Raw genomic sequence first — 20,363 nt, 5'->3', positions numbered from 1 at the left:
CGACGCATGAAAGCAGCGGCAAAAACGCACAAACCAAAACGCCAGGAAGAACAAGCCAACTTTGTCAGTTGGCGTTTTGCGTTACTGTGCGGCTGTATTTTGCTGGCATTAGGTTTCCTGCTGGGGCGCGTTGCCTGGCTGCAAATCATTGCGCCGGATATGCTGGTGCGTCAGGGTGACATGCGTTCCCTGCGCGTCCAGGAAGTCTCCACATCGCGCGGGATGATTACCGACCGTTCCGGTCGTCCGCTGGCGGTGAGCGTTCCGGTGAAAGCGATTTGGGCCGACCCGAAAGAGGTGCATGACGCAGGCGGCGTGAGCGTTGGTGAACGCTGGAGAGCGCTGTCGACTGCGCTGAATCTACCGCTCGACCAGCTGGCTTCCCGCATTAACGCCAACCCGAAAGGACGCTTTATCTATCTGGCGCGTCAGGTTAACCCTGACATGGCCGACTACATCAAAAAACTCAAGCTGCCGGGTATTCACCTGCGTGAAGAATCCCGTCGTTACTATCCTTCCGGAGAAGTGACCGCTCACCTCATTGGCTTTACTAACGTTGACAGCCAGGGGATTGAAGGCGTTGAGAAGAGCTTCGATAAGTGGCTCACCGGACAGCCGGGCGAACGTATCGTGCGTAAAGACCGCTATGGTCGCGTAATTGAAGATATTTCCTCTACTGACAGCCAGGCGGCGCATAACCTCGCGCTGAGTATTGATGAGCGTTTACAGGCGCTGGTCTACCGTGAACTGAATAATGCCGTCGCGTTCAACAAAGCGGAATCCGGCAGCGCCGTGCTGGTGGATGTCAACACCGGTGAAGTGCTGGCGATGGCCAACAGCCCGTCCTACAACCCCAATAATCTCTCCGGTACGCAAAAAGATGTCATGCGTAACCGTACCATTACCGACGTGTTTGAACCGGGTTCTACCGTCAAACCAATGGTGGTAATGACGGCGCTGCAGCGTGGAGTGGTACGCGAAAATACCGTACTTAATACGATTCCTTACCGAATTAATGGCCACGAAATCAAAGACGTGGCGCGTTATAGCGAATTGACCCTTACCGGGGTTTTGCAGAAGTCGAGTAACGTCGGTGTTTCTAAGCTGGCGTTAGCGATGCCGTCCTCAGCGTTAGTAGATACTTACTCACGTTTTGGGCTGGGAAAAGCGACCAATTTGGGGTTGGTCGGAGAACGCAGTGGCTTATATCCTCAAAAACAACGGTGGTCTGACATAGAGAGGGCCACCTTCTCTTTCGGCTATGGGCTAATGGTAACCCCGTTACAGTTAGCGCGAGTCTACGCAACGATCGGCAGCTATGGCGTTTATCGCCCGCTGTCGATTACCAAAGTTGACCCTCCTGTACCGGGCGAACGTATTTTCCCGGAAGCGACCGTTCGTACCGTGGTGCACATGATGGAAAGCGTGGCGCTGCCCGGTGGCGGCGTGAAGGCGGCGATTAAAGGCTATCGCATCGCTATCAAAACCGGTACGGCGAAAAAAGTAGGGCCGGATGGTCGCTACATCAACAAATACATTGCTTATACCGCAGGCGTTGCGCCTGCGAGTCAGCCGCGCTTCGCGCTGGTTGTTGTTATCAACGATCCGCAGGCGGGTAAATACTACGGTGGCGCCGTTTCCGCGCCGGTCTTCGGTGCCATCATGGGCGGCGTATTGCGCACCATGAACATCGAGCCGGATGCGCTGGCAACGAGCGATAAAAGTGAATTTGTGAATAATCAAGGCGAGGCAACAGGTGGCAGATCGTAATTTGCGCGACCTTCTTGCTCCATGGGTGCCGGGTGCACCGGAGCGAGCACTGCGGGAGATGACGCTCGACAGCCGTGTGGCTGCATCGGGCGATCTCTTTGTAGCAGTATTGGGTCATCAGGCGGACGGGCGTCGGTATATCCCGCAGGCGATAGCGCAAGGTGTGGCTGCCATTATTGCAGAAGCAAAAGATGAAGCGACTGACGGTGAAATCCGTGAAATGCACGGCGTTCCGGTTATCTATCTCAGCCAGCTTAACGAACGTTTATCTGCACTGGCGGGCCGTTTTTACCACGAGCCTTCTGAAAAAATGCGTCTGGTCGGCGTGACCGGGACCAACGGTAAAACTACTACGACCCAATTGCTGGCGCAGTGGAGCCAACTGCTGGGTGAAACCAGCGCGGTTATGGGAACCGTTGGCAATGGCCTGTTGGGCAAAGTGATCCCGACGGAAAATACCACCGGTTCAGCCGTTGATGTCCAGCATGTGCTGGCGGGGCTGGTTGCGCAGGGCGCAACGGTTGGCGCGATGGAAGTTTCTTCCCACGGTCTGGTTCAGCATCGCGTTGCGGCGCTGAAGTTTGCCGCATCGGTATTTACTAACTTAAGCCGTGACCATCTCGACTACCACGGTGACATGGAACATTACGAAGCTGCGAAATGGCTGCTGTATTCCACGCACCATTGCGGTCAGGCCATCGTCAATGCGGATGATGAGGTCGGCCGTCGCTGGCTGGCTAAACTCCCGGATGCGGTGGCCGTTTCGATGGAAGACCACATCAACCCGAACTGTCATGGTCGCTGGTTAAAAGCGGTTGAGGTGAAGTATCACGACAGTGGGGCAACGATTCGCTTTACCTCTTCATGGGGTGAGGGCGAAATAGAAAGTCGCCTGATGGGGGCGTTTAACGTCAGCAATCTGCTGCTGGCGCTGGCAACGCTGCTGGCGCTGGGTTATCCGTTAGCCGATTTACTGAAAACGGCGGCGCAATTACAGCCGGTTTGCGGGCGCATGGAAGTGTTCAGCGCGCCGGGTAAAACCACTGTTGTCGTTGATTATGCTCATACGCCGGATGCGCTGGAAAAAGCGCTGCAGGCGGCGCGTCTGCACTGTACTGGCAAACTGTGGTGCGTCTTTGGCTGCGGCGGCGATCGCGATAAAGGCAAACGTCCGCTGATGGGCGCGATTGCCGAACAATTTGCTGATGTTGTCGTGGTGACCGATGACAACCCACGTACCGAAGAGCCGCGCGCCATCATCAACGACATTCTGGCGGGGATGCTGGATGCCGGACAGGCGAGGGTGATGGAGGGTCGCGCAGAAGCAGTGACTAACGCCATCATGCAGGCGAAAGAAAACGACGTGGTGCTGGTGGCTGGTAAAGGTCACGAAGACTACCAGATCGTTGGCTCACAGCGCCTCGACTATTCTGACCGTGTCACGGCTGCGCGCCTGCTAGGGGTGATCGCATGATTAGCGTAACGCTCAGCCAGCTGGCGGAAATCCTCCGTGGCGAACTAAAAGGGGCCGATCTGACCCTCGATGCAGTGACAACCGATACGCGTCAAGTGACGCCGGGCTGCCTGTTTGTGGCGCTGAAAGGCGAACGTTTTGATGCTCACGATTTTGCCGACAAGGCGAAAGACGGGGGAGCAGGCGCGCTGTTAGTCAGCCGTCCGCTCAATATTGATTTACCACAGGTCATTGTCAAAGACACCCGTCTGGCTTTCGGCGAACTGGCAGCGTGGGTTCGCGCCCAGGTTCCGGCGCGCGTTGTCGCGCTGACCGGCTCATCCGGCAAAACGTCTGTTAAAGAGATGACCGCCGCGATTCTCAGCCAGTGCGGCAAAACGTTATATACCGCAGGCAATCTGAACAACGACATCGGTGTACCGATGACGCTGTTGCGCTTAAATAACGATTACGACTATGCCGTGATTGAGCTCGGCGCCAATCATCAGGGCGAAATCGCCTGGACCGTTAGCCTGACGCGCCCGGAAGCGGCGCTGGTGAACAATCTTGCCGCCGCGCATTTGGAAGGTTTCGGCTCTCTGGCGGGCGTTGCGAAGGCTAAAGGTGAGATCTTTAGCGGTCTGTCGGCGAATGGTATCGCCATCATGAATGCTGATAACAACGACTGGCTGAACTGGCAGAGCATCATTGGCGATCGCAAAGTCTGGCGCTTCTCCCCGAATGCGGCCAACAGCGACTTTTCGGCGACCAACGTTCACGTGACTTCACACGGCACGGAGTTTTCATTGCAAACGCCAACCGGAAGCATTGATGTTCTGCTGCCGTTGCCGGGTCGTCACAACATAGCTAACGCCCTGGCAGCGGCTGCGCTCTCTATGGCGGTAGGCGCGACGCCTGAGGCGATCAAAGCGGGCCTGAAGGATCTGCAAGCGGTACCGGGGCGTCTGTTCCCTATTCAACTCGCAGAAAATCAGCTGCTGTTGGACGACTCCTACAACGCTAACGTTGGTTCGATGACCGCAGCGGTACAGGTGCTGTCCGAAATGCCGGGCTACCGCGTGCTGGTGGTGGGCGATATGGCAGAGCTTGGCGCGGAAAGCGAAGCATGTCACGTACAGGTAGGTGTTGCTGCGAAAACCGCGGGCATCGACCGTGTACTGAGTACAGGGAAACTGAGTCAGGCAATTAGCGGCGCCAGCGGCGTGGGCGAGCATTTTGCGGATAAAACCGCGCTGGTCGCGCATCTCAAGGCGCTGATTGCAGAACATCAGATCATGACGATTTTAGTGAAGGGTTCACGTAGTGCCGCCATGGAAGAGGTAGTACGCGCATTACAGGAGAATGGGACATGTTAGTTTGGCTGGCCGAACATTTGGTCAAATATTATTCCGGCTTTAACGTCTTTTCTTATCTGACGTTTCGCGCCATCGTCAGCCTGCTGACCGCGCTGTTCATCTCTTTGTGGATGGGCCCGCGCATGATCGCCCGCCTGCAAAAAATGTCCTTTGGACAGGTCGTACGTAACGACGGTCCGGAATCACACTTCAGTAAACGCGGTACGCCGACCATGGGCGGGATTATGATCCTCACCGCGATTGTTATCTCCGTGCTGCTGTGGGCATACCCGTCGAACCCGTACGTTTGGTGCGTGCTGGTGGTATTGGTCGGTTACGGCATCATCGGTTTTGTCGATGACTACCGCAAAGTGGTACGCAAAGACACCAAAGGCCTGATTGCGCGCTGGAAATATTTCTGGATGTCGGTGATTGCTCTGGGCGTAGCCTTTGCGCTGTACCTCGCGGGCAAAGATACCCCAGCGACAGAACTGGTCGTGCCCTTCTTCAAAGACGTGATGCCGCAACTGGGACTGTTCTACGTCCTGCTGGCGTACTTTGTGATTGTGGGTACTGGTAACGCGGTCAACCTCACCGATGGTCTGGATGGTCTGGCGATTATGCCGACCGTGTTCGTGGCTGCGGGTTTTGCGCTGGTGGCATGGGCGACCGGTAACATGAACTTTGCCAACTATCTGCACATTCCGTATTTACGCCATGCCGGTGAACTGGTGATCGTCTGTACGGCGATTGTCGGTGCAGGGTTAGGCTTCCTGTGGTTTAACACCTATCCGGCGCAGGTCTTCATGGGCGACGTCGGATCGTTGGCGCTGGGCGGCGCACTGGGCATTATTGCTGTGCTGCTGCGTCAGGAGTTCCTGCTGGTGATCATGGGCGGCGTATTTGTCGTAGAAACGCTGTCGGTCATTCTGCAGGTCGGTTCCTTTAAGTTGCGCGGACAGCGCATCTTCCGTATGGCGCCGATCCACCATCACTATGAACTGAAAGGCTGGCCGGAACCGCGCGTGATTGTGCGCTTCTGGATTATTTCGCTGATGCTGGTGCTGATTGGCCTGGCAACGCTGAAGGTACGTTAATCATGGCTGATTACCAGGGTAAAAAAGTCGTCATTATCGGTCTGGGTTTGACCGGACTGTCCTGCGTGGATTTCTTCCTGGCGCGTGGCGTAACGCCGCGCGTGATGGATACCCGCGCGACGCCGCCGGGCCTGGATAAATTACCGGAAGCGGTTGAGCGTCATGTTGGCAGTCTGAATGATGACTGGCTGCTGGACGCCGATCTTATCGTCGCCAGCCCTGGTATTGCCCTGGCGCACCCTTCGCTGAGCGCTGCCGCCGATGCGGGGATTGAAATTGTCGGTGACATCGAGCTGTTCTGTCGCGAAGCGCAGGCGCCGATCGTTGCGATCACCGGTTCTAACGGTAAAAGCACCGTTACGACGTTGGTTGGCGAAATGGCGAAAGCGGCCGGTGTGAACGTGGGGGTGGGCGGTAACATTGGCCTGCCCGTGCTGATGCTGCTGGATGATGAGCGTGAGCTGTATGTTCTGGAACTGTCGAGCTTCCAACTGGAAACAACCTCCAGCTTACAGGCCGTAGCCGCCACTATTTTGAACGTCACCGAAGATCATATGGACAGGTATCCGTTTGGCTTGCAGCAGTATCGTGCGGCCAAACTGCGCGTTTATGAGAATGCGAAAGTCTGCGTGGTCAATGCGGATGATGCGCTGACCATGCCGGTTCGTGGTGCCGATGAGCGTTGCGTGAGCTTTGGCGTCAACATGGGTGACTATCATCTTAATCGTCAGCAGGGCGAAACCTGGCTGCGGGTGAAGGGTGAAAAAGTTCTCAACGTGAAAGAGATGACGCTTACCGGCCAGCATAACTATACCAACGCTCTGGCAGCGCTGGCGCTGGCTGATGCTGCGGGTCTGCCGCGGGCGTCAAGCCTGAAAGCGCTGACCACCTTTACCGGACTGGCGCATCGTTTCCAACTGGTACTGAATCATAATGGTGTGCGTTGGATCAACGATTCAAAAGCGACCAATGTCGGCAGTACCGAAGCGGCGCTGAATGGCCTGCACGTTGACGGTACGCTGCACCTGTTGTTGGGCGGCGACGGGAAATCCGCTGACTTTATGCCGCTGCAACGTTATCTGAACGGCGACAACATTCGTCTGTACTGCTTTGGCCGCGATGGCGCGCAGCTTGCCGCGCTGCGACCTGAGGTTGCGGAACAAACTGAAACCATGGAGCAGGCAATGCGTCTGCTCGCGCCGCGCGTGAAGCCCGGTGATATGGTGCTGCTGTCGCCCGCCTGTGCCAGCCTCGATCAGTTCAAGAATTTTGAGCAACGCGGTGACGTCTTTACGCGCCTGGCGAAGGAGTTGGGTTGATGCGTTTATCTCTCCCTCGTCTGAGAATGCCTCGCTTACCGGGACTGGGTATCCTGGCGTGGATCTTCGCGGCACTTAAAGGCTGGGTGATGGCTTCGCGCGATAAAGACGCGGACAGCCTAATCATGTATGACCGCATGCTGCTGTGGCTGACCTTTGGTCTGGCGGCAATTGGTTTCATCATGGTGACATCGGCATCGATGCCGGTAGGACAACGTCTGGCGGGCGACCCCTTCCTGTTTGCCAAACGTGACGCGCTGTACATCTTCCTGGCGTTCTGTCTGGCGATGGTCACGCTGCGTCTGCCGATGGAGTTCTGGCAAAAATACAGTACGACGATGCTCATCGCCTCGATCATCATGCTGTTGATCGTGCTGGTGGTGGGGAGCTCCGTTAACGGGGCGTCGCGCTGGATTGCTCTGGGGCCGCTGCGTATTCAGCCTGCGGAATTTACCAAGCTGTCGCTGTTCTGTTATCTCGCCAACTACCTGGTACGCAAGGTGGATGAAGTGCGAAACAACCTGCGCGGCTTCCTGAAACCGATGGGCGTGATCCTGGTGCTAGCTGTGCTGCTGCTGGCGCAGCCTGACCTCGGTACGGTGGTGGTGCTGTTTGTCACCACGCTGGCGATGCTGTTTCTTGCCGGCGCTAAATTATGGCAGTTCATTGCGATTATCGGCATGGGGATATCGGCGGTCGTGCTGCTGATCCTTGCCGAACCGTATCGTATTCGCCGCGTAACTTCTTTCTGGAATCCATGGGAAGATCCGTTCGGCAGCGGATACCAGCTGACGCAATCGCTAATGGCTTTTGGCCGCGGTGAGGTTTGGGGGCAGGGGTTAGGCAACTCAGTCCAAAAGCTGGAGTATTTGCCGGAAGCGCACACCGACTTCATCTTCGCCATCATTGGGGAAGAGCTGGGTTATATCGGTGTGGTATTGGCACTTTTAATGGTATTCTTCGTCGCTTTTCGCGCGATGTCGATTGGCCGTAAAGCGCTGGAAATTGACCACCGTTTTTCAGGCTTTTTAGCCTGTTCCATCGGGATCTGGTTTAGCTTCCAGGCGCTGGTAAACGTCGGCGCGGCGGCAGGTATGCTGCCAACCAAAGGTCTGACGTTGCCGCTGATCAGTTATGGTGGTTCCAGTTTGTTGATTATGTCGACGGCCATCATGTTTTTGTTACGTATTGATTATGAAACGCGTCTGGAAAAAGCCCAGGCGTTTACACGAGGTGCACGATGAGTGGTCAACCGAAGCGGTTAATGGTGATGGCAGGCGGTACCGGCGGGCATGTGTTCCCGGGGCTGGCGGTCGCGCACCATTTAATGGCCCAGGGCTGGCAGGTTCGTTGGCTGGGCACCGCCGATCGTATGGAAGCGGATTTAGTGCCGAAGCATGGCATTGAAATTGACTTTATTCGCATCTCCGGTCTGCGTGGCAAAGGCGTTAACGCACTACTTGCCGCACCCGTGCGTATTTTTAACGCCTGGCGTCAGGCGCGCGCCATCATGAAGCAATTCAAGCCTGATGTGGTGCTCGGTATGGGCGGCTACGTGTCAGGTCCTGGAGGTTTAGCTGCATGGTCATTAGGTATTCCGGTCGTACTGCATGAACAGAACGGCATTGCGGGATTAACCAATAAATGGCTGGCAAAGATTGCAACGAAGGTTATGCAGGCTTTCCCTGGCGCTTTCCCGAATGCGGACGTGGTCGGGAACCCAGTACGCACGGACGTGCTGGCACTGCCATTACCCGAAGCGCGTCTGGCTGGACGTGAAGGCCCGGTTCGTGTGCTGGTGGTTGGTGGTTCTCAGGGCGCACGCGTCCTCAACCAGACGATGCCGCAGGTTGCCGCAAAGCTTGGCGAGGCGGTGACTATCTGGCACCAGAGCGGTAAGGGCGCGCAGCAGACCGTTGAACACGCTTATGCCGAGGCGGGACAACCGCAGCATAAGGTCACTGAGTTTATTGATGATATGGCCGCCGCTTATGCGTGGGCGGATGTTGTCGTGTGCCGTTCCGGCGCGCTGACGGTGAGTGAGATTGCCGCCGCAGGCTTGCCTGCGCTGTTTGTGCCGTTCCAGCACAAAGACAGACAGCAGTACTGGAATGCGTTGCCGCTGGAAAAAGCGGGCGCCGCCAAAATTTTAGAGCAACCACAGTTTACTGTGGACGCCGTCGCCAGCACCCTTGCCGGGTGGTCGCGAGAAACTTTATTAACCATGGCAGAACGTGCGCGCGCCGCATCCATACCGGATGCCACCGAACGCGTTGCAAATGAAGTGAGCCGGGCTGCCCGGGCGTAATTGTGGTGATGCCTTTTGCATCGCATGAACTAAGAAGTTAATGGCTAAAGAATGAATACACAACAACTGGCAAAACTGCGTTCCATCGTGCCCGAAATGCGTCGCGTTCGGCACATTCACTTTGTCGGCATCGGTGGTGCTGGTATGGGCGGTATTGCCGAAGTTTTGGCCAATGAAGGTTATCAGATCAGCGGTTCTGACTTAGCGCCAAATCCGGTGACGCAGCAGTTGACGAATCTCGGCGCCACGATTTTCTTCAACCATCGCCCTGAAAACGTGCGCGATGCGAGCGTGGTGGTGGTCTCCAGCGCTATTTCTGCGGATAACCCGGAAATTGTTGCGGCGCATGAAGCGCGTATTCCAGTGATCCGCCGTGCTGAGATGCTGGCGGAGTTAATGCGTTTTCGTCACGGCATCGCCATTGCCGGGACGCACGGTAAAACCACGACCACAGCGATGGTCTCCAGTATTTACGCGGAAGCGGGGCTGGATCCGACTTTTGTTAACGGTGGTCTGGTGAAGGCTGCTGGCGTCCATGCGCGCCTGGGTCATAGCCGTTATTTGATTGCCGAAGCGGACGAGAGCGACGCGTCGTTCCTGCATTTGCAGCCGATGGTGGCGATTGTCACCAATATCGAAGCCGACCATATGGATACCTACCATGGCGACTTCGAAAATTTAAAGCAGACGTTTATTAATTTCCTGCATAACTTGCCGTTTTATGGTCGTGCGGTGATGTGCGTTGACGATCCGGTGATCCGCGAACTGTTACCGCGAGTTGGCCGCCAAACCACAACCTATGGTTTCAGTGATGATGCCGATGTGCGCGTTGAGGATTACCAGCAGATCGGCCCGCAGGGGCACTTCACGCTGGTGCGTCAGGGGATGGCCGATCTACGCGTGACGTTAAACGCGCCGGGCCGCCACAATGCGCTGAACGCCGCGGCTGCGGTGGCTGTCGCAACGGAAGAAGGTATTGAAGACGACGCGATCCTGCGCGCGCTGGAAAGTTTCCAGGGTACCGGACGTCGTTTTGACTTCCTCGGCGAATTCCCACTTGAGCCGGTTAACGGTAAAGCCGGGACCGCGATGCTGGTTGATGATTACGGCCATCACCCAACGGAAGTGGACGCCACAATTAAAGCTGCACGCGCAGGCTGGCCGGACAAAAATCTGGTGATGCTGTTCCAGCCGCATCGGTATACGCGCACTCGCGATTTGTATGACGACTTTGCCAACGTGCTGACTCAGGTTGATACGCTGTTGATGCTGGATGTATACGCCGCGGGCGAAGCCGCCATTCCGGGCGCTGACAGCCGCTCGCTGTGCCGTACTATTCGTGGTCGCGGTAAGATCGATCCTATTCTGGTATCCGATCCGGCCCTGGTGGCAGAAATGTTGGCACCGGTATTAACCGGCAACGATCTGATTTTGGTGCAAGGCGCTGGAAATATCGGCAAAATTGCGCGTTCCTTAGCTGAAATCAAACTGAAGCCGCAAAATCCGGAGGAAGAACAACATGGCTGATAAAATCGCGGTCCTGTCAGGAGGTACCTCCGCAGAGCGAGAAGTGTCGCTGAATTCCGGCGCGGCCGTATTGGCAGGGTTACGCGAAGGTGGTGTCGATGCCCATCCGGTTGACCCGAAAGAGGTTGATGTCACTCTTCTGAAATCTATGGGTTTTCAGAAGGTGTTTATTGCGTTGCATGGTCGTGGCGGGGAAGATGGCACGTTGCAGGGCATGCTGGAGCAGATCGGCCTGCCGTATACCGGCAGCGGCGTCATGGCTTCCGCGATCTCAATGGACAAACTGCGCAGCAAGCTGCTGTGGCAGGGCGCAGGTTTACCCGTCGCGCCATGGGTTGCGTTGACCCGCGCTGAGTTCGAAAAAGGTCTTAGCAATGAGATGGTTGCAAAAATCTCTGCGTTAGGTTTGCCGCTGATTGTGAAGCCAAGCCGTGAAGGCTCCAGCGTAGGGATGTCAAAAGTTGAAGAAGAAAATGCTTTGCAGGGTGCATTAGCATTGGCTTTTCAGCATGATGAAGAAGTACTGATTGAAAAATGGCTCAGTGGCCCGGAATTTACCGTTGCGATACTCGGCGAAGAAATTTTACCGTCAATACGTATCCAACCCGCGGGAACCTTCTATGATTATGAGGCGAAGTATCTCTCTGATGAGACACAATATTTCTGCCCTGCAGGTCTGGAAGTCGAGCAAGAGGCCAGATTACAGGATTTAGTCCTGAAAGCGTGGACCGCCCTGGGCTGTAAAGGTTGGGGGCGCATTGACGTCATGCTGGACAGCGATGGCCAGTTTTATCTGCTGGAAGCCAATACCTCTCCGGGTATGACCAGCCACAGCCTGGTGCCGATGGCGGCGCGTCAGGCGGGTCTGAGCTTCTCGCAGTTGGTGGTAAGAATTCTGGAGTTGGCGGACTGATATGTCGCAGGCTGCGCTGAACACGCGAAACGGTGATGAAGAAGAAGTAAACTCCTCACGCCGCAATAATGGAACGCGTCTTGCAGGAATACTGTTCCTGCTGACAGTGCTGTGCACCGTGTTTGTCAGCGGCTGGGTAGTGTTGGGATGGATGGAAGATGCGCAGCGTTTGCCGTTGTCAAAACTGGTGTTAACCGGCGAACGGCATTACACGCGCAATGATGATATCCGTCAGTCCATTCTGGCGCTGGGCGCGCCGGGAACCTTTATGACGCAGGATGTAAACATCATCCAGAGTCAGATTGAACGCCTCCCGTGGATTAAACAGGCGAGCGTCAGAAAGCAATGGCCTGATGAATTGAAGATTCATCTGGTTGAATATGTGCCAATTGCGCGTTGGAATGACCAGCATATGGTGGATGCCGAAGGCAATACGTTCAGCGTCCCAACCGGTCGGGCCAATAAGCAGGTATTACCCATGTTGTACGGACCGGAAGGCAGCGCAAGTGAAGTGCTGCAAGGGTTCCGCGATATGGGGCAGGTGCTGGCTAAGGATAGATTCACCCTGAAGGAAGCGGCGATGACCGCGCGTCGTTCCTGGCAGTTGACGCTGAATAACGATATTAAGCTCAATCTGGGCAGGGGCGATACGATAAAACGTTTGGCTCGCTTTGTGGAACTCTACCCGGTTTTACAGCAGCAGGCGCAAACCGATGGCAAACGGATTAGCTACGTTGATTTGCGTTATGACTCAGGAGCGGCAGTAGGCTGGGTTCCCTTGCCTCCTGAGGAATCTAATCAGCAACAGAATCAGGCACAGGCAGAACAACAATGATCAAGGCGACGGACAGAAAACTGGTAGTTGGACTGGAGATTGGCACCGCGAAGGTAGCCGCTTTAGTAGGGGAAGTTCTGCCCGACGGTATGGTCAATATCATTGGCGTGGGCAGTTGCCCATCGCGAGGTATGGATAAAGGCGGGGTGAATGACCTTGAGTCAGTGGTGAAATGCGTACAGCGCGCCATTGACCAGGCTGAGCTGATGGCAGATTGCCAGATATCCTCGGTATATCTGGCGCTTTCCGGCAAACATATTAGCTGTCAGAATGAAATTGGTATGGTGCCCATTTCCGAAGAGGAAGTGACACAGGAAGATGTGGAAAACGTCGTACATACGGCAAAATCCGTACGCGTGCGCGATGAACATCGTGTTCTGCACGTTATTCCGCAGGAATACGCCATTGACTACCAGGAAGGTATTAAAAATCCGGTCGGTCTTTCCGGCGTACGCATGCAGGCAAAAGTGCATCTTATTACCTGCCATAACGACATGGCGAAGAATATTGTCAAAGCCGTTGAACGTTGTGGTCTGAAAGTTGACCAACTGATTTTCGCCGGACTGGCAGCCAGTTATTCCGTGTTGACGGAAGATGAACGTGAACTGGGTGTCTGCGTGGTAGATATTGGTGGTGGTACAATGGACATCGCCGTTTATACTGGCGGGGCGTTGCGCCATACCAAAGTGATCCCTTATGCAGGGAATGTGGTGACCAGCGATATCGCGTATGCCTTCGGTACGCCGCCGAGCGATGCCGAAGCCATCAAAGTTCGTCATGGCTGCGCGCTGGGCTCCATCGTCGGTAAAGACGAGAGCGTTGAGGTGCCAAGCGTGGGCGGCCGTCCGCCACGTAGCCTGCAGCGTCAGACTTTGGCAGAGGTCATTGAGCCGCGTTATACCGAGCTGCTCAACCTGGTCAACGAAGAAATTTTGCAATTACAAGAACAGCTTCGCCAGCAGGGTGTGAAACATCATCTGGCGGCGGGGATTGTGTTAACCGGTGGCGCAGCGCAAATTGAAGGTCTTGCGGCCTGCGCACAGCGCGTGTTCCATACGCAAGTCCGTATTGGCGCACCGCTGAATATTACCGGTCTGACGGATTATGCCCAGGAGCCGTACTATTCCACGGCGGTGGGGCTGCTTCACTACGGGAAAGAATCCCATTTAAGTGGTGAGGCTGAAGTTGAAAAACGCGTAACGGCGTCAGTTGGCTCGTGGATTAAACGACTCAATAGCTGGCTGCGAAAAGAGTTTTAATTTTTAAAGAGACCGACGCACATTAAAGGTCTCAGGCGACAGGCACAACGGAGAGAGAAACTATGTTTGAACCTATGGAACTAACCAATGACGCGGTGATTAAAGTCATCGGCGTCGGCGGCGGCGGCGGTAATGCCGTTGAACACATGGTGCGCGAGCGCATCGAAGGTGTTGAATTCTTTGCGGTGAATACCGACGCTCAGGCGTTGCGTAAAACGGCGGTTGGACAGACCATTCAGATTGGTAGCGGCATCACCAAAGGTCTGGGCGCGGGTGCAAACCCGGAAGTCGGTCGTAATGCGGCAGACGAAGATCGTGAAGCTCTGCGTGCAGCGCTTGACGGCGCAGACATGGTGTTTATTGCAGCAGGTATGGGCGGCGGTACCGGAACCGGTGCAGCGCCAGTGGTTGCTGAAGTAGCAAAAGATTTAGGTATCCTGACCGTTGCTGTCGTGACTAAGCCTTTCAACTTTGAAGGCAAGAAGCGTATGGCATTCGCTGAGCAGGGTATCACCGAGCTGTCCAAACACGTGGACTCTCTGATCACTATCCCGAACGACAAACTGCTGAAAGTGCTGGGCCGTGGTATCTCCCTGCTGGATGCGTTTGGCGCAGCGAACGATGTGCTGAAAGGTGCAGTCCAGGGTATCGCTGAACTGATTACGCGTCCGGGCCTGATGAACGTCGACTTTGCAGACGTGCGCACCGTGATGTCCGAAATGGGCTACGCGATGATGGGCTCCGGCGTGGCAAGCGGTGAAGACCGTGCGGAAGAAGCGGCTGAAATGGCAATCTCTTCCCCGCTGCTGGAAGATATCGATCTGTCCGGCGCGCGCGGCGTGTTGGTCAACATTACTGCGGGCTTCGACCTGCGTCTGGATGAGTTCGAAACCGTCGGTAACACCATCCGTGCCTTTGCATCGGATAACGCGACCGTGGTTATCGGTACCTCTCTGGACCCGGATATGAACGACGAACTGCGCGTGACCGTTGTTGCCACTGGAATTGGTATGGACAAGCGTCCTGAAATCACTCTGGTAACCAACAAGCAGGTTCAGCAACCGGTAATGGATCGTTACCAGCAACACGGTATGGCGCCGTTGACGCAAGAGCAAAAACCGGTTGCGAAAGTGGTGAACGACAATACGCCGCAAACCACTAAAGAGCCGGATTATCTGGATATCCCTGCGTTCCTGCGTAAGCAAGCTGATTAAGAATTAGCTGGAATTTGGGAATTGTGGCTCTTTGTGCTAAACTGGCCCACCGAATGTATAGTACACTTCGGTTGGATAGGTAATTTGGCGAGATTATACGATGATCAAACAAAGGACTCTTAAACGTATCGTTCAGGCGACTGGCGTCGGTTTGCATACCGGCAAAAAAGTCACCCTGACATTACGCCCTGCGCCGGCCAACACCGGGGTCATCTATCGTCGCACCGACTTGAATCCTCCGGTAGATTTCCCGGCCGATGCCAAATCTGTGCGTGATACCATGCTCTGTACGTGTCTGGTCAATGAGCATGATGTACGGATTTCAACCGTTGAGCACCTTAACGCTGCTCTGGCGGGCTTAGGTATCGATAACATCGTTATTGAAGTTAACGCCCCGGAAATCCCGATCATGGATGGCAGTGCCGCTCCGTTCGTTTATCTGCTGCTTGATGCAGGTATTGAAGAACTGAGCAGCGCCAAAAAATTTGTTCGCATCAAAGAGACCGTTCGTGTCGAAGATGGCGATAAGTGGGCTGAGTTTAAGCCGTATAATGGTTTTACGTTGGATTTCACCATCGACTTTAACCATCCGGCAATCGACTCCAGCACGCAGCGCTACGCGATGAACTTTTCTGCGGATGCGTTCATGCGCCAGATCAGCCGCGCGCGTACTTTCGGCTTCATGCGTGATATCGAATATCTGCAGTCCCGCGGCCTGTGCCTGGGCGGCAGCTTCGATTGTGCCATCGTTGTTGACGATTATCGCGTATTGAACGAAGACGGCCTGCGTTTTGAAGACGAATTCGTTCGTCACAAAATGCTCGACGCGATTGGTGACTTGTTCATGTGTGGTCACAACATTATTGGTGCATTCACCGCGTATAAATCCGGTCATGCATTGAATAACAAACTGTTGCAGGCGGTCCTGGCGAAACAGGAAGCCTGGGAATATGTGACCTTCCAGGACGATGCAGAACTGCCGTTGGCGTTCAAAGCACCTTCGACCGTACTGGCATAACGACATACGCTGTCGCATAAATTCGACTGGTTAATCTGGCACTCTCTCCGGCCAGGTGAACCAGTCGTTTTTTTATTTTCCGATTGCAAACCACCTTCCCTGAAGCGACTTTCTCCCCACCGGCAGAGTAAAATAGCGTTCGATCGCTGCTTTCTTAAGCATATTTACCCGCGACTTGCGTCATTACTGCTGTGGTGCGAACGCATTAATGGTAATATTTGTGCGCAAAAAATGGTTTTGCATATGTAACCCCAAACGCAGGGTATATCAGGTGGCAATAACGTGAGTGGAATACTGACGCGCTGGCGACAGTTAGGCAGACGGTACTTCTGGCCGCATCTCCTGTTGGGGATGGTCGCGGCTAGTTTTGGCCTGCCCGCGCTCGGTAATGCTGCTGAACCTAATACCCCCGCGAAGGCGACCGCCAGCAATCACGATCAAGGCGCTAAAGTTAACTTTAACCAGCTTGCTTTGCTGGAAGCGACCAACCGCCGCCCGAATTTTACCGTCGACTACTGGCATCAGCATGCTATTCGTACGGTCATTCGCCATCTTTCTTTTGCCATGGCTCCTCAGGCGCTGCCCGTTGCCGAAGAGCCGTTGCCAATCCAGGCGCACCATCTTGCGTTACTGAATACGCTCAGCGCGATGCTGACGCAAGAAGGCACTCCGCCCGCGACAGTAAGTCGCGTGACATACGCACACTTTACCTCTCAGGCCGCGTTTAGCGTTCCGGTCTGGATCAGCCAGCTGCAGGGTATCCGCGCTGGCCCTCAACGCCTCAGCTAAAAAAGAACCTTCCAACTTATAATTTTTGACTCCGCACCGCGGGGCGTTTGAGATTTTATTATGCTAATCAAATTATTAACAAAAGTATTCGGTAGCCGTAACGAACGTACGCTGCGTCGTATGCGTAAAGTGGTCAATGTCATCAACGCAATGGAACCGGAGATGGAAAAACTCTCCGATGATGAGCTGAAAGCGAAGACCGCTGAATTCCGCGCCCGTCTGGAAAAAGGCGCCAGCGTTGAGAGCCTGATCCCGGAAGCGTTCGCGGTGGTCCGCGAAGCGAGTAAGCGTGTGTTCGGCATGCGCCACTTCGATGTTCAGCTGCTGGGCGGTATGGTCCTGAACGACCGTTGCATCGCGGAAATGCGTACAGGTGAAGGTAAAACCCTGACCGCAACGCTGCCGGCGTACCTGAACGCGTTAAGTGGCAAAGGCGTACACGTGGTTACCGTGAACGACTACCTGGCTCAGCGTGACGCTGAAAATAACCGCCCACTGTTTGAATTCCTCGGCATGACCGTTGGTATCAACATGTCTGGCCTGCCAGCACCAGCCAAGCGTGAAGCCTACAACGCTGATATTACTTACGGTACCAACAACGAATACGGTTTTGACTACCTGCGTGACAACATGGCGTTTAGCCCGGAAGAGCGCGTTCAGCGTAAACTGCACTATGCGTTGGTCGATGAAGTCGACTCCATCTTGATCGATGAAGCGCGTACGCCGCTGATCATTTCCGGTCCGGCTGAAGATAGCTCGGAAATGTATAAAAAAGTGAACAAAATCATTCCGCACCTGATCCGTCAGGAGAAGGAAGATTCCGACACGTTCCAGGGTGAAGGCCACTTCTCCGTTGATGAGAAAGCGCGCCAGGTTAACCTGACCGAACGTGGTCTGGTGCTGATTGAAGAACTGCTGGTGAACGAAGGCATTATGGATGAGGGCGAGTCGCTGTACTCTCCGGGCAACATTATGCTGATGCACCACGTGACTGCCGCACTGCGCGCGCACGTGCTGTTTACCCGTGACGTCGACTACATCGTGAAAGACGGCGAAGTTATCATCGTCGACGAACACACTGGTCGTACGATGCAGGGGCGTCGCTGGTCCGATGGCCTGCACCAGGCTGTTGAAGCGAAAGAAGGCGTGGAGATCCAGAACGAAAACCAGACGCTGGCATCCATTACCTTCCAGAACTACTTCCGTTTGTACGAAAAACTGGCCGGTATGACCGGTACTGCAGACACTGAAGCGTTTGAATTCAGCTCCATCTACAAACTGGATACCGTGGTCGTTCCGACCAACCGTCCGATGATCCGTAAGGATTTACCGGATCTGGTGTACATGACCGAAGCGGAAAAAATTCAGGCGATTATTGAAGATATTAAAGAGCGTACCGCAAATGGCCAGCCGGTGCTGGTGGGTACTATCTCCATTGAAAAATCGGAAGTGGTCTCTAACGAGCTGACCAAAGCGGGGATCAAGCACAACGTACTGAACGCCAAGTTCCACGCCAGCGAAGCGGATATCGTTGCTCAGGCGGGTTATCCGTCAGCCGTAACTATTGCGACAAACATGGCGGGTCGTGGTACCGATATCGTGTTGGGTGGTAGCTGGCAGGCGGAAGTTGCCGAGCTGGAAGACCCAACTCCGGAACAGATTGCCCAGATCAAAGCTGACTGGCAGGTTCGTCATGACGCGGTGTTAGCGGCCGGTGGTTTACATATTATCGGTACTGAGCGCCATGAATCTCGTCGTATCGATAACCAGCTGCGCGGCCGTTCCGGTCGTCAGGGGGATGCGGGTTCGTCTCGTTTCTACCTGTCGATGGAAGATGCGCTGATGCGTATTTTTGCCTCTGACCGCGTGTCCGGCATGATGCGTAAACTGGGTATGAAGCCGGGTGAAGCGATTGAACACCCATGGGTGACGAAAGCGATTGCAAACGCGCAGCGTAAAGTGGAAAGCCGCAACTTCGATATTCGTAAGCAACTGCTGGAATATGATGACGTTGCAAACGACCAGCGCCGTGCAATCTACACCCAGCGTAACGAACTGCTGGACGTCTCTGACGTTAGCGAAACCATTAACAGTATCCGCGAAGACGTCTTCAAAGCGACGATTGATGCCTATATTCCGCCGCAGTCTCTGGAAGAAATGTGGGATATTCCGGGTCTGCAGGAGCGCCTGAAAAACGACTTCGATCTGGATATGCCGATTTCAGAGTGGCTGGATAAAGAACCTGAGCTGCACGAAGAAACGCTGCGCGAACGTATTCTGGCAAACGCGGTAGAAGTTTATCAGCGCAAAGAAGAAGTTGTGGGCGCAGAGATGATGCGTCACTTCGAAAAAGGCGTGATGCTGCAAACGCTCGACTCGCTGTGGAAAGAGCACCTTGCGGCAATGGATTACCTGCGTCAGGGTATCCATCTGCGTGGTTATGCGCAAAAAGATCCGAAGCAGGAATATAAGCGCGAATCCTTCTCTATGTTTGCATCAATGCTGGAATCACTGAAGTATGAAGTGATCAGTACCCTGAGCAAAGTTCAGGTACGTATGCCAGAAGAAGTAGAAGCGATGGAGCAGCAGCGTCGTGAAGAAGCTGAGCGTTTAGCGCAGATGCAGCAGTTGAGCCATAAAGGTGACGATTCCGCCGCAGCAGAAGAGCTGGCAGCACAAACCGGCGATCGTAAAGTGGGTCGTAACGATCCGTGCCCTTGCGGTTCCGGCAAGAAATACAAACAGTGTCATGGCCGTCTGAGCTAAGAAAATAACTTATTGAAAAGGCGCAGACTTCTGCGCCTTTTTTATGGACGATGAAAATGAAAATACTACAGATCGCCGTCGGGATTATTCGTAACCAGCACAATGAAATTTTTATCACCCAGCGTGCGGCGGATGCCCATATGGCAAATAAGCTGGAATTCCCCGGCGGGAAAATTGAAGCGGGTGAAACGCCAGAGCAGGCGCTGATTCGCGAACTACAGGAAGAAGTCGGGATCACACCGACTCAGAATTCACTGTTCGAAAAGCTGGAGTATCAGTTTCCGGACCGGCACATCACTCTATGGTTCTGGCTGGTTGAGAGCTGGGAAGGCGAACCGTGGGGCAAAGAGGGACAACCGGCGCAGTGGATTGTGCAAGATGCTCTGAATGTGGAGGACTTCCCGCCCGCGAATGCCCCGGTAATTGAAAAGCTGATTGCGGGCTAAGGGTGTTCGTAGGCCTGATAAGCGCAGCGCCATCAGGCAAAACAACATACAACGCCGGATGCGGCGTTGCCTTCTCCCGTTTTGGCAGAGTTATTTCTGCTCTTCACTCCAGTCGTCGCTTTCCGACAGATCGCCAGAGCTTGGGATACGTTTCTCTTCTGCGGCCCACTCTCCCAGATCGATTAACTGGCAGCGTTTGCTGCAGAATGGGCGAAACGGACTGACTTCAGCCCACACTACGGGTTTACCGCAGGTTGGGCAGTTGACGATGGTTTGTTCAGACATGTTGACTCC

At 54.6% G+C, this 20,363-nt stretch carries 17 protein-coding genes; 16 read left to right on the top strand and 1 reads right to left on the bottom strand.

Annotated features, from left to right (window positions below; genetic code table 11):
- The first annotated feature begins 6 nt into the window (after positions 1 to 6).
- From ftsI to mutT, 16 genes are all read left to right on the top strand, one after another.
- On the top strand, positions 7 to 1,770 hold the full coding sequence (gene ftsI, locus FDW92_RS00490) for a peptidoglycan glycosyltransferase FtsI (RefSeq protein ID WP_137400523.1): 1,764 nt from the start codon (positions 7 to 9) through the stop codon (positions 1,768 to 1,770).
- Positions 1,757 to 3,244, top strand: coding sequence for a UDP-N-acetylmuramoyl-L-alanyl-D-glutamate--2,6-diaminopimelate ligase (murE, locus tag FDW92_RS00485; RefSeq protein ID WP_042312337.1), 1,488 nt, complete (start codon positions 1,757 to 1,759; stop codon positions 3,242 to 3,244). The genes ftsI and murE overlap by 14 nt, the downstream gene beginning before the upstream one ends.
- A complete protein-coding gene (murF, locus tag FDW92_RS00480; RefSeq protein ID WP_042312334.1) occupies positions 3,241 to 4,599 on the top strand; it encodes a UDP-N-acetylmuramoyl-tripeptide--D-alanyl-D-alanine ligase in 1,359 nt (452 codons plus the stop codon). The genes murE and murF overlap by 4 nt, the downstream gene beginning before the upstream one ends.
- Complete coding sequence (gene mraY, locus FDW92_RS00475) at positions 4,593 to 5,675, top strand: phospho-N-acetylmuramoyl-pentapeptide-transferase (RefSeq protein ID WP_016151694.1); 1,083 nt, start codon at positions 4,593 to 4,595, stop codon at positions 5,673 to 5,675. The genes murF and mraY overlap by 7 nt, the downstream gene beginning before the upstream one ends.
- A gap of 2 nt (positions 5,676 to 5,677) precedes the next feature.
- On the top strand, positions 5,678 to 6,994 hold the full coding sequence (murD, locus tag FDW92_RS00470; protein WP_042312331.1) for a UDP-N-acetylmuramoyl-L-alanine--D-glutamate ligase: 1,317 nt from the start codon (positions 5,678 to 5,680) through the stop codon (positions 6,992 to 6,994).
- Complete coding sequence (ftsW, locus tag FDW92_RS00465) at positions 6,994 to 8,238, top strand: cell division protein FtsW (protein ID WP_042312329.1); 1,245 nt, start codon at positions 6,994 to 6,996, stop codon at positions 8,236 to 8,238. Before murD ends, ftsW begins: the two co-directional genes overlap by 1 nt.
- Complete coding sequence (gene murG / locus FDW92_RS00460; RefSeq protein WP_042312327.1) at positions 8,235 to 9,302, top strand: undecaprenyldiphospho-muramoylpentapeptide beta-N-acetylglucosaminyltransferase; 1,068 nt, start codon at positions 8,235 to 8,237, stop codon at positions 9,300 to 9,302. Before ftsW ends, murG begins: the two co-directional genes overlap by 4 nt.
- Before the next feature lie 51 nt (positions 9,303 to 9,353).
- Positions 9,354 to 10,829, top strand: a complete 1,476-nt coding sequence (murC, locus tag FDW92_RS00455) for a UDP-N-acetylmuramate--L-alanine ligase (protein ID WP_042312325.1) — start codon at positions 9,354 to 9,356, stop codon at positions 10,827 to 10,829.
- Positions 10,822 to 11,742, top strand: a complete 921-nt coding sequence (locus FDW92_RS00450; RefSeq protein WP_042312323.1) for a D-alanine--D-alanine ligase — start codon at positions 10,822 to 10,824, stop codon at positions 11,740 to 11,742. The genes murC and FDW92_RS00450 overlap by 8 nt, the downstream gene beginning before the upstream one ends.
- 1 nt (position 11,743) lies before the next feature.
- Positions 11,744 to 12,577: a cell division protein FtsQ gene (gene ftsQ / locus FDW92_RS00445; RefSeq protein WP_003018758.1), complete on the top strand. Its 834-nt coding sequence runs from the start codon at positions 11,744 to 11,746 to the stop codon at positions 12,575 to 12,577.
- A complete protein-coding gene (gene ftsA, locus FDW92_RS00440; RefSeq protein WP_003018755.1) occupies positions 12,574 to 13,836 on the top strand; it encodes a cell division protein FtsA in 1,263 nt (420 codons plus the stop codon). Before ftsQ ends, ftsA begins: the two co-directional genes overlap by 4 nt.
- Before the next feature lie 62 nt (positions 13,837 to 13,898).
- A complete protein-coding gene (ftsZ, locus tag FDW92_RS00435) occupies positions 13,899 to 15,050 on the top strand; it encodes a cell division protein FtsZ (RefSeq protein ID WP_003018753.1) in 1,152 nt (383 codons plus the stop codon).
- A 100-nt stretch (positions 15,051 to 15,150) separates the two neighbouring features.
- Entirely contained in the window at positions 15,151 to 16,068 is a 918-nt protein-coding gene (gene lpxC, locus FDW92_RS00430; RefSeq protein WP_006686706.1) for a UDP-3-O-acyl-N-acetylglucosamine deacetylase, read from the top strand.
- Between the two features lie 282 nt (positions 16,069 to 16,350).
- Complete coding sequence (gene secM, locus FDW92_RS00425; RefSeq protein WP_042312321.1) at positions 16,351 to 16,857, top strand: secA translation cis-regulator SecM; 507 nt, start codon at positions 16,351 to 16,353, stop codon at positions 16,855 to 16,857.
- A gap of 60 nt (positions 16,858 to 16,917) precedes the next feature.
- Positions 16,918 to 19,623, top strand: a complete 2,706-nt coding sequence (gene secA, locus FDW92_RS00420) for a preprotein translocase subunit SecA (protein WP_042312318.1) — start codon at positions 16,918 to 16,920, stop codon at positions 19,621 to 19,623.
- Positions 19,624 to 19,679: 56 nt separating this feature from the next.
- The gene (mutT, locus tag FDW92_RS00415; RefSeq protein ID WP_042312636.1) at positions 19,680 to 20,069 is read left to right on the top strand and encodes an 8-oxo-dGTP diphosphatase MutT; all 390 of its coding nucleotides are present in this window, start codon (positions 19,680 to 19,682) and stop codon (positions 20,067 to 20,069) included.
- Between the two features lie 90 nt (positions 20,070 to 20,159).
- Here the strand turns inward: mutT and yacG are convergent, their stop codons facing one another.
- The gene (gene yacG / locus FDW92_RS00410) at positions 20,160 to 20,354 is read right to left on the bottom strand and encodes a DNA gyrase inhibitor YacG (protein WP_003018740.1); all 195 of its coding nucleotides are present in this window, start codon (positions 20,352 to 20,354) and stop codon (positions 20,160 to 20,162) included.
- Between the last annotated feature and the right edge of the window lie 9 nt (positions 20,355 to 20,363).

Source organism: Citrobacter sp. wls706 (genome assembly GCF_005281305.1).
Classification (GTDB): domain Bacteria; phylum Pseudomonadota; class Gammaproteobacteria; order Enterobacterales; family Enterobacteriaceae; genus Citrobacter; species Citrobacter werkmanii.
Note: the sequence above shows the minus strand (reverse complement) of the source record. Positions and strands in the feature narration are given on the sequence as shown.

Coding starts and splice junctions, on each gene's coding strand:
- ftsI (WP_137400523.1), top strand. CDS start 7: ATGAAAGCAGCGGCAAAAACGCACAAACCAAAACGCCAGGAAGAACAA.
- murF (WP_042312334.1), top strand. CDS start 3,241: ATGATTAGCGTAACGCTCAGCCAGCTGGCGGAAATCCTCCGTGGCGAA.
- mraY (WP_016151694.1), top strand. CDS start 4,593: ATGTTAGTTTGGCTGGCCGAACATTTGGTCAAATATTATTCCGGCTTT.
- murD (WP_042312331.1), top strand. CDS start 5,678: ATGGCTGATTACCAGGGTAAAAAAGTCGTCATTATCGGTCTGGGTTTG.
- ftsW (WP_042312329.1), top strand. CDS start 6,994: ATGCGTTTATCTCTCCCTCGTCTGAGAATGCCTCGCTTACCGGGACTG.
- murG (WP_042312327.1), top strand. CDS start 8,235: ATGAGTGGTCAACCGAAGCGGTTAATGGTGATGGCAGGCGGTACCGGC.
- murC (WP_042312325.1), top strand. CDS start 9,354: ATGAATACACAACAACTGGCAAAACTGCGTTCCATCGTGCCCGAAATG.
- FDW92_RS00450 (WP_042312323.1), top strand. CDS start 10,822: ATGGCTGATAAAATCGCGGTCCTGTCAGGAGGTACCTCCGCAGAGCGA.
- ftsQ (WP_003018758.1), top strand. CDS start 11,744: ATGTCGCAGGCTGCGCTGAACACGCGAAACGGTGATGAAGAAGAAGTA.
- ftsA (WP_003018755.1), top strand. CDS start 12,574: ATGATCAAGGCGACGGACAGAAAACTGGTAGTTGGACTGGAGATTGGC.
- ftsZ (WP_003018753.1), top strand. CDS start 13,899: ATGTTTGAACCTATGGAACTAACCAATGACGCGGTGATTAAAGTCATC.
- lpxC (WP_006686706.1), top strand. CDS start 15,151: ATGATCAAACAAAGGACTCTTAAACGTATCGTTCAGGCGACTGGCGTC.
- secA (WP_042312318.1), top strand. CDS start 16,918: ATGCTAATCAAATTATTAACAAAAGTATTCGGTAGCCGTAACGAACGT.
- mutT (WP_042312636.1), top strand. CDS start 19,680: ATGAAAATACTACAGATCGCCGTCGGGATTATTCGTAACCAGCACAAT.
- yacG (WP_003018740.1), bottom strand. CDS start 20,354: ATGTCTGAACAAACCATCGTCAACTGCCCAACCTGCGGTAAACCCGTA.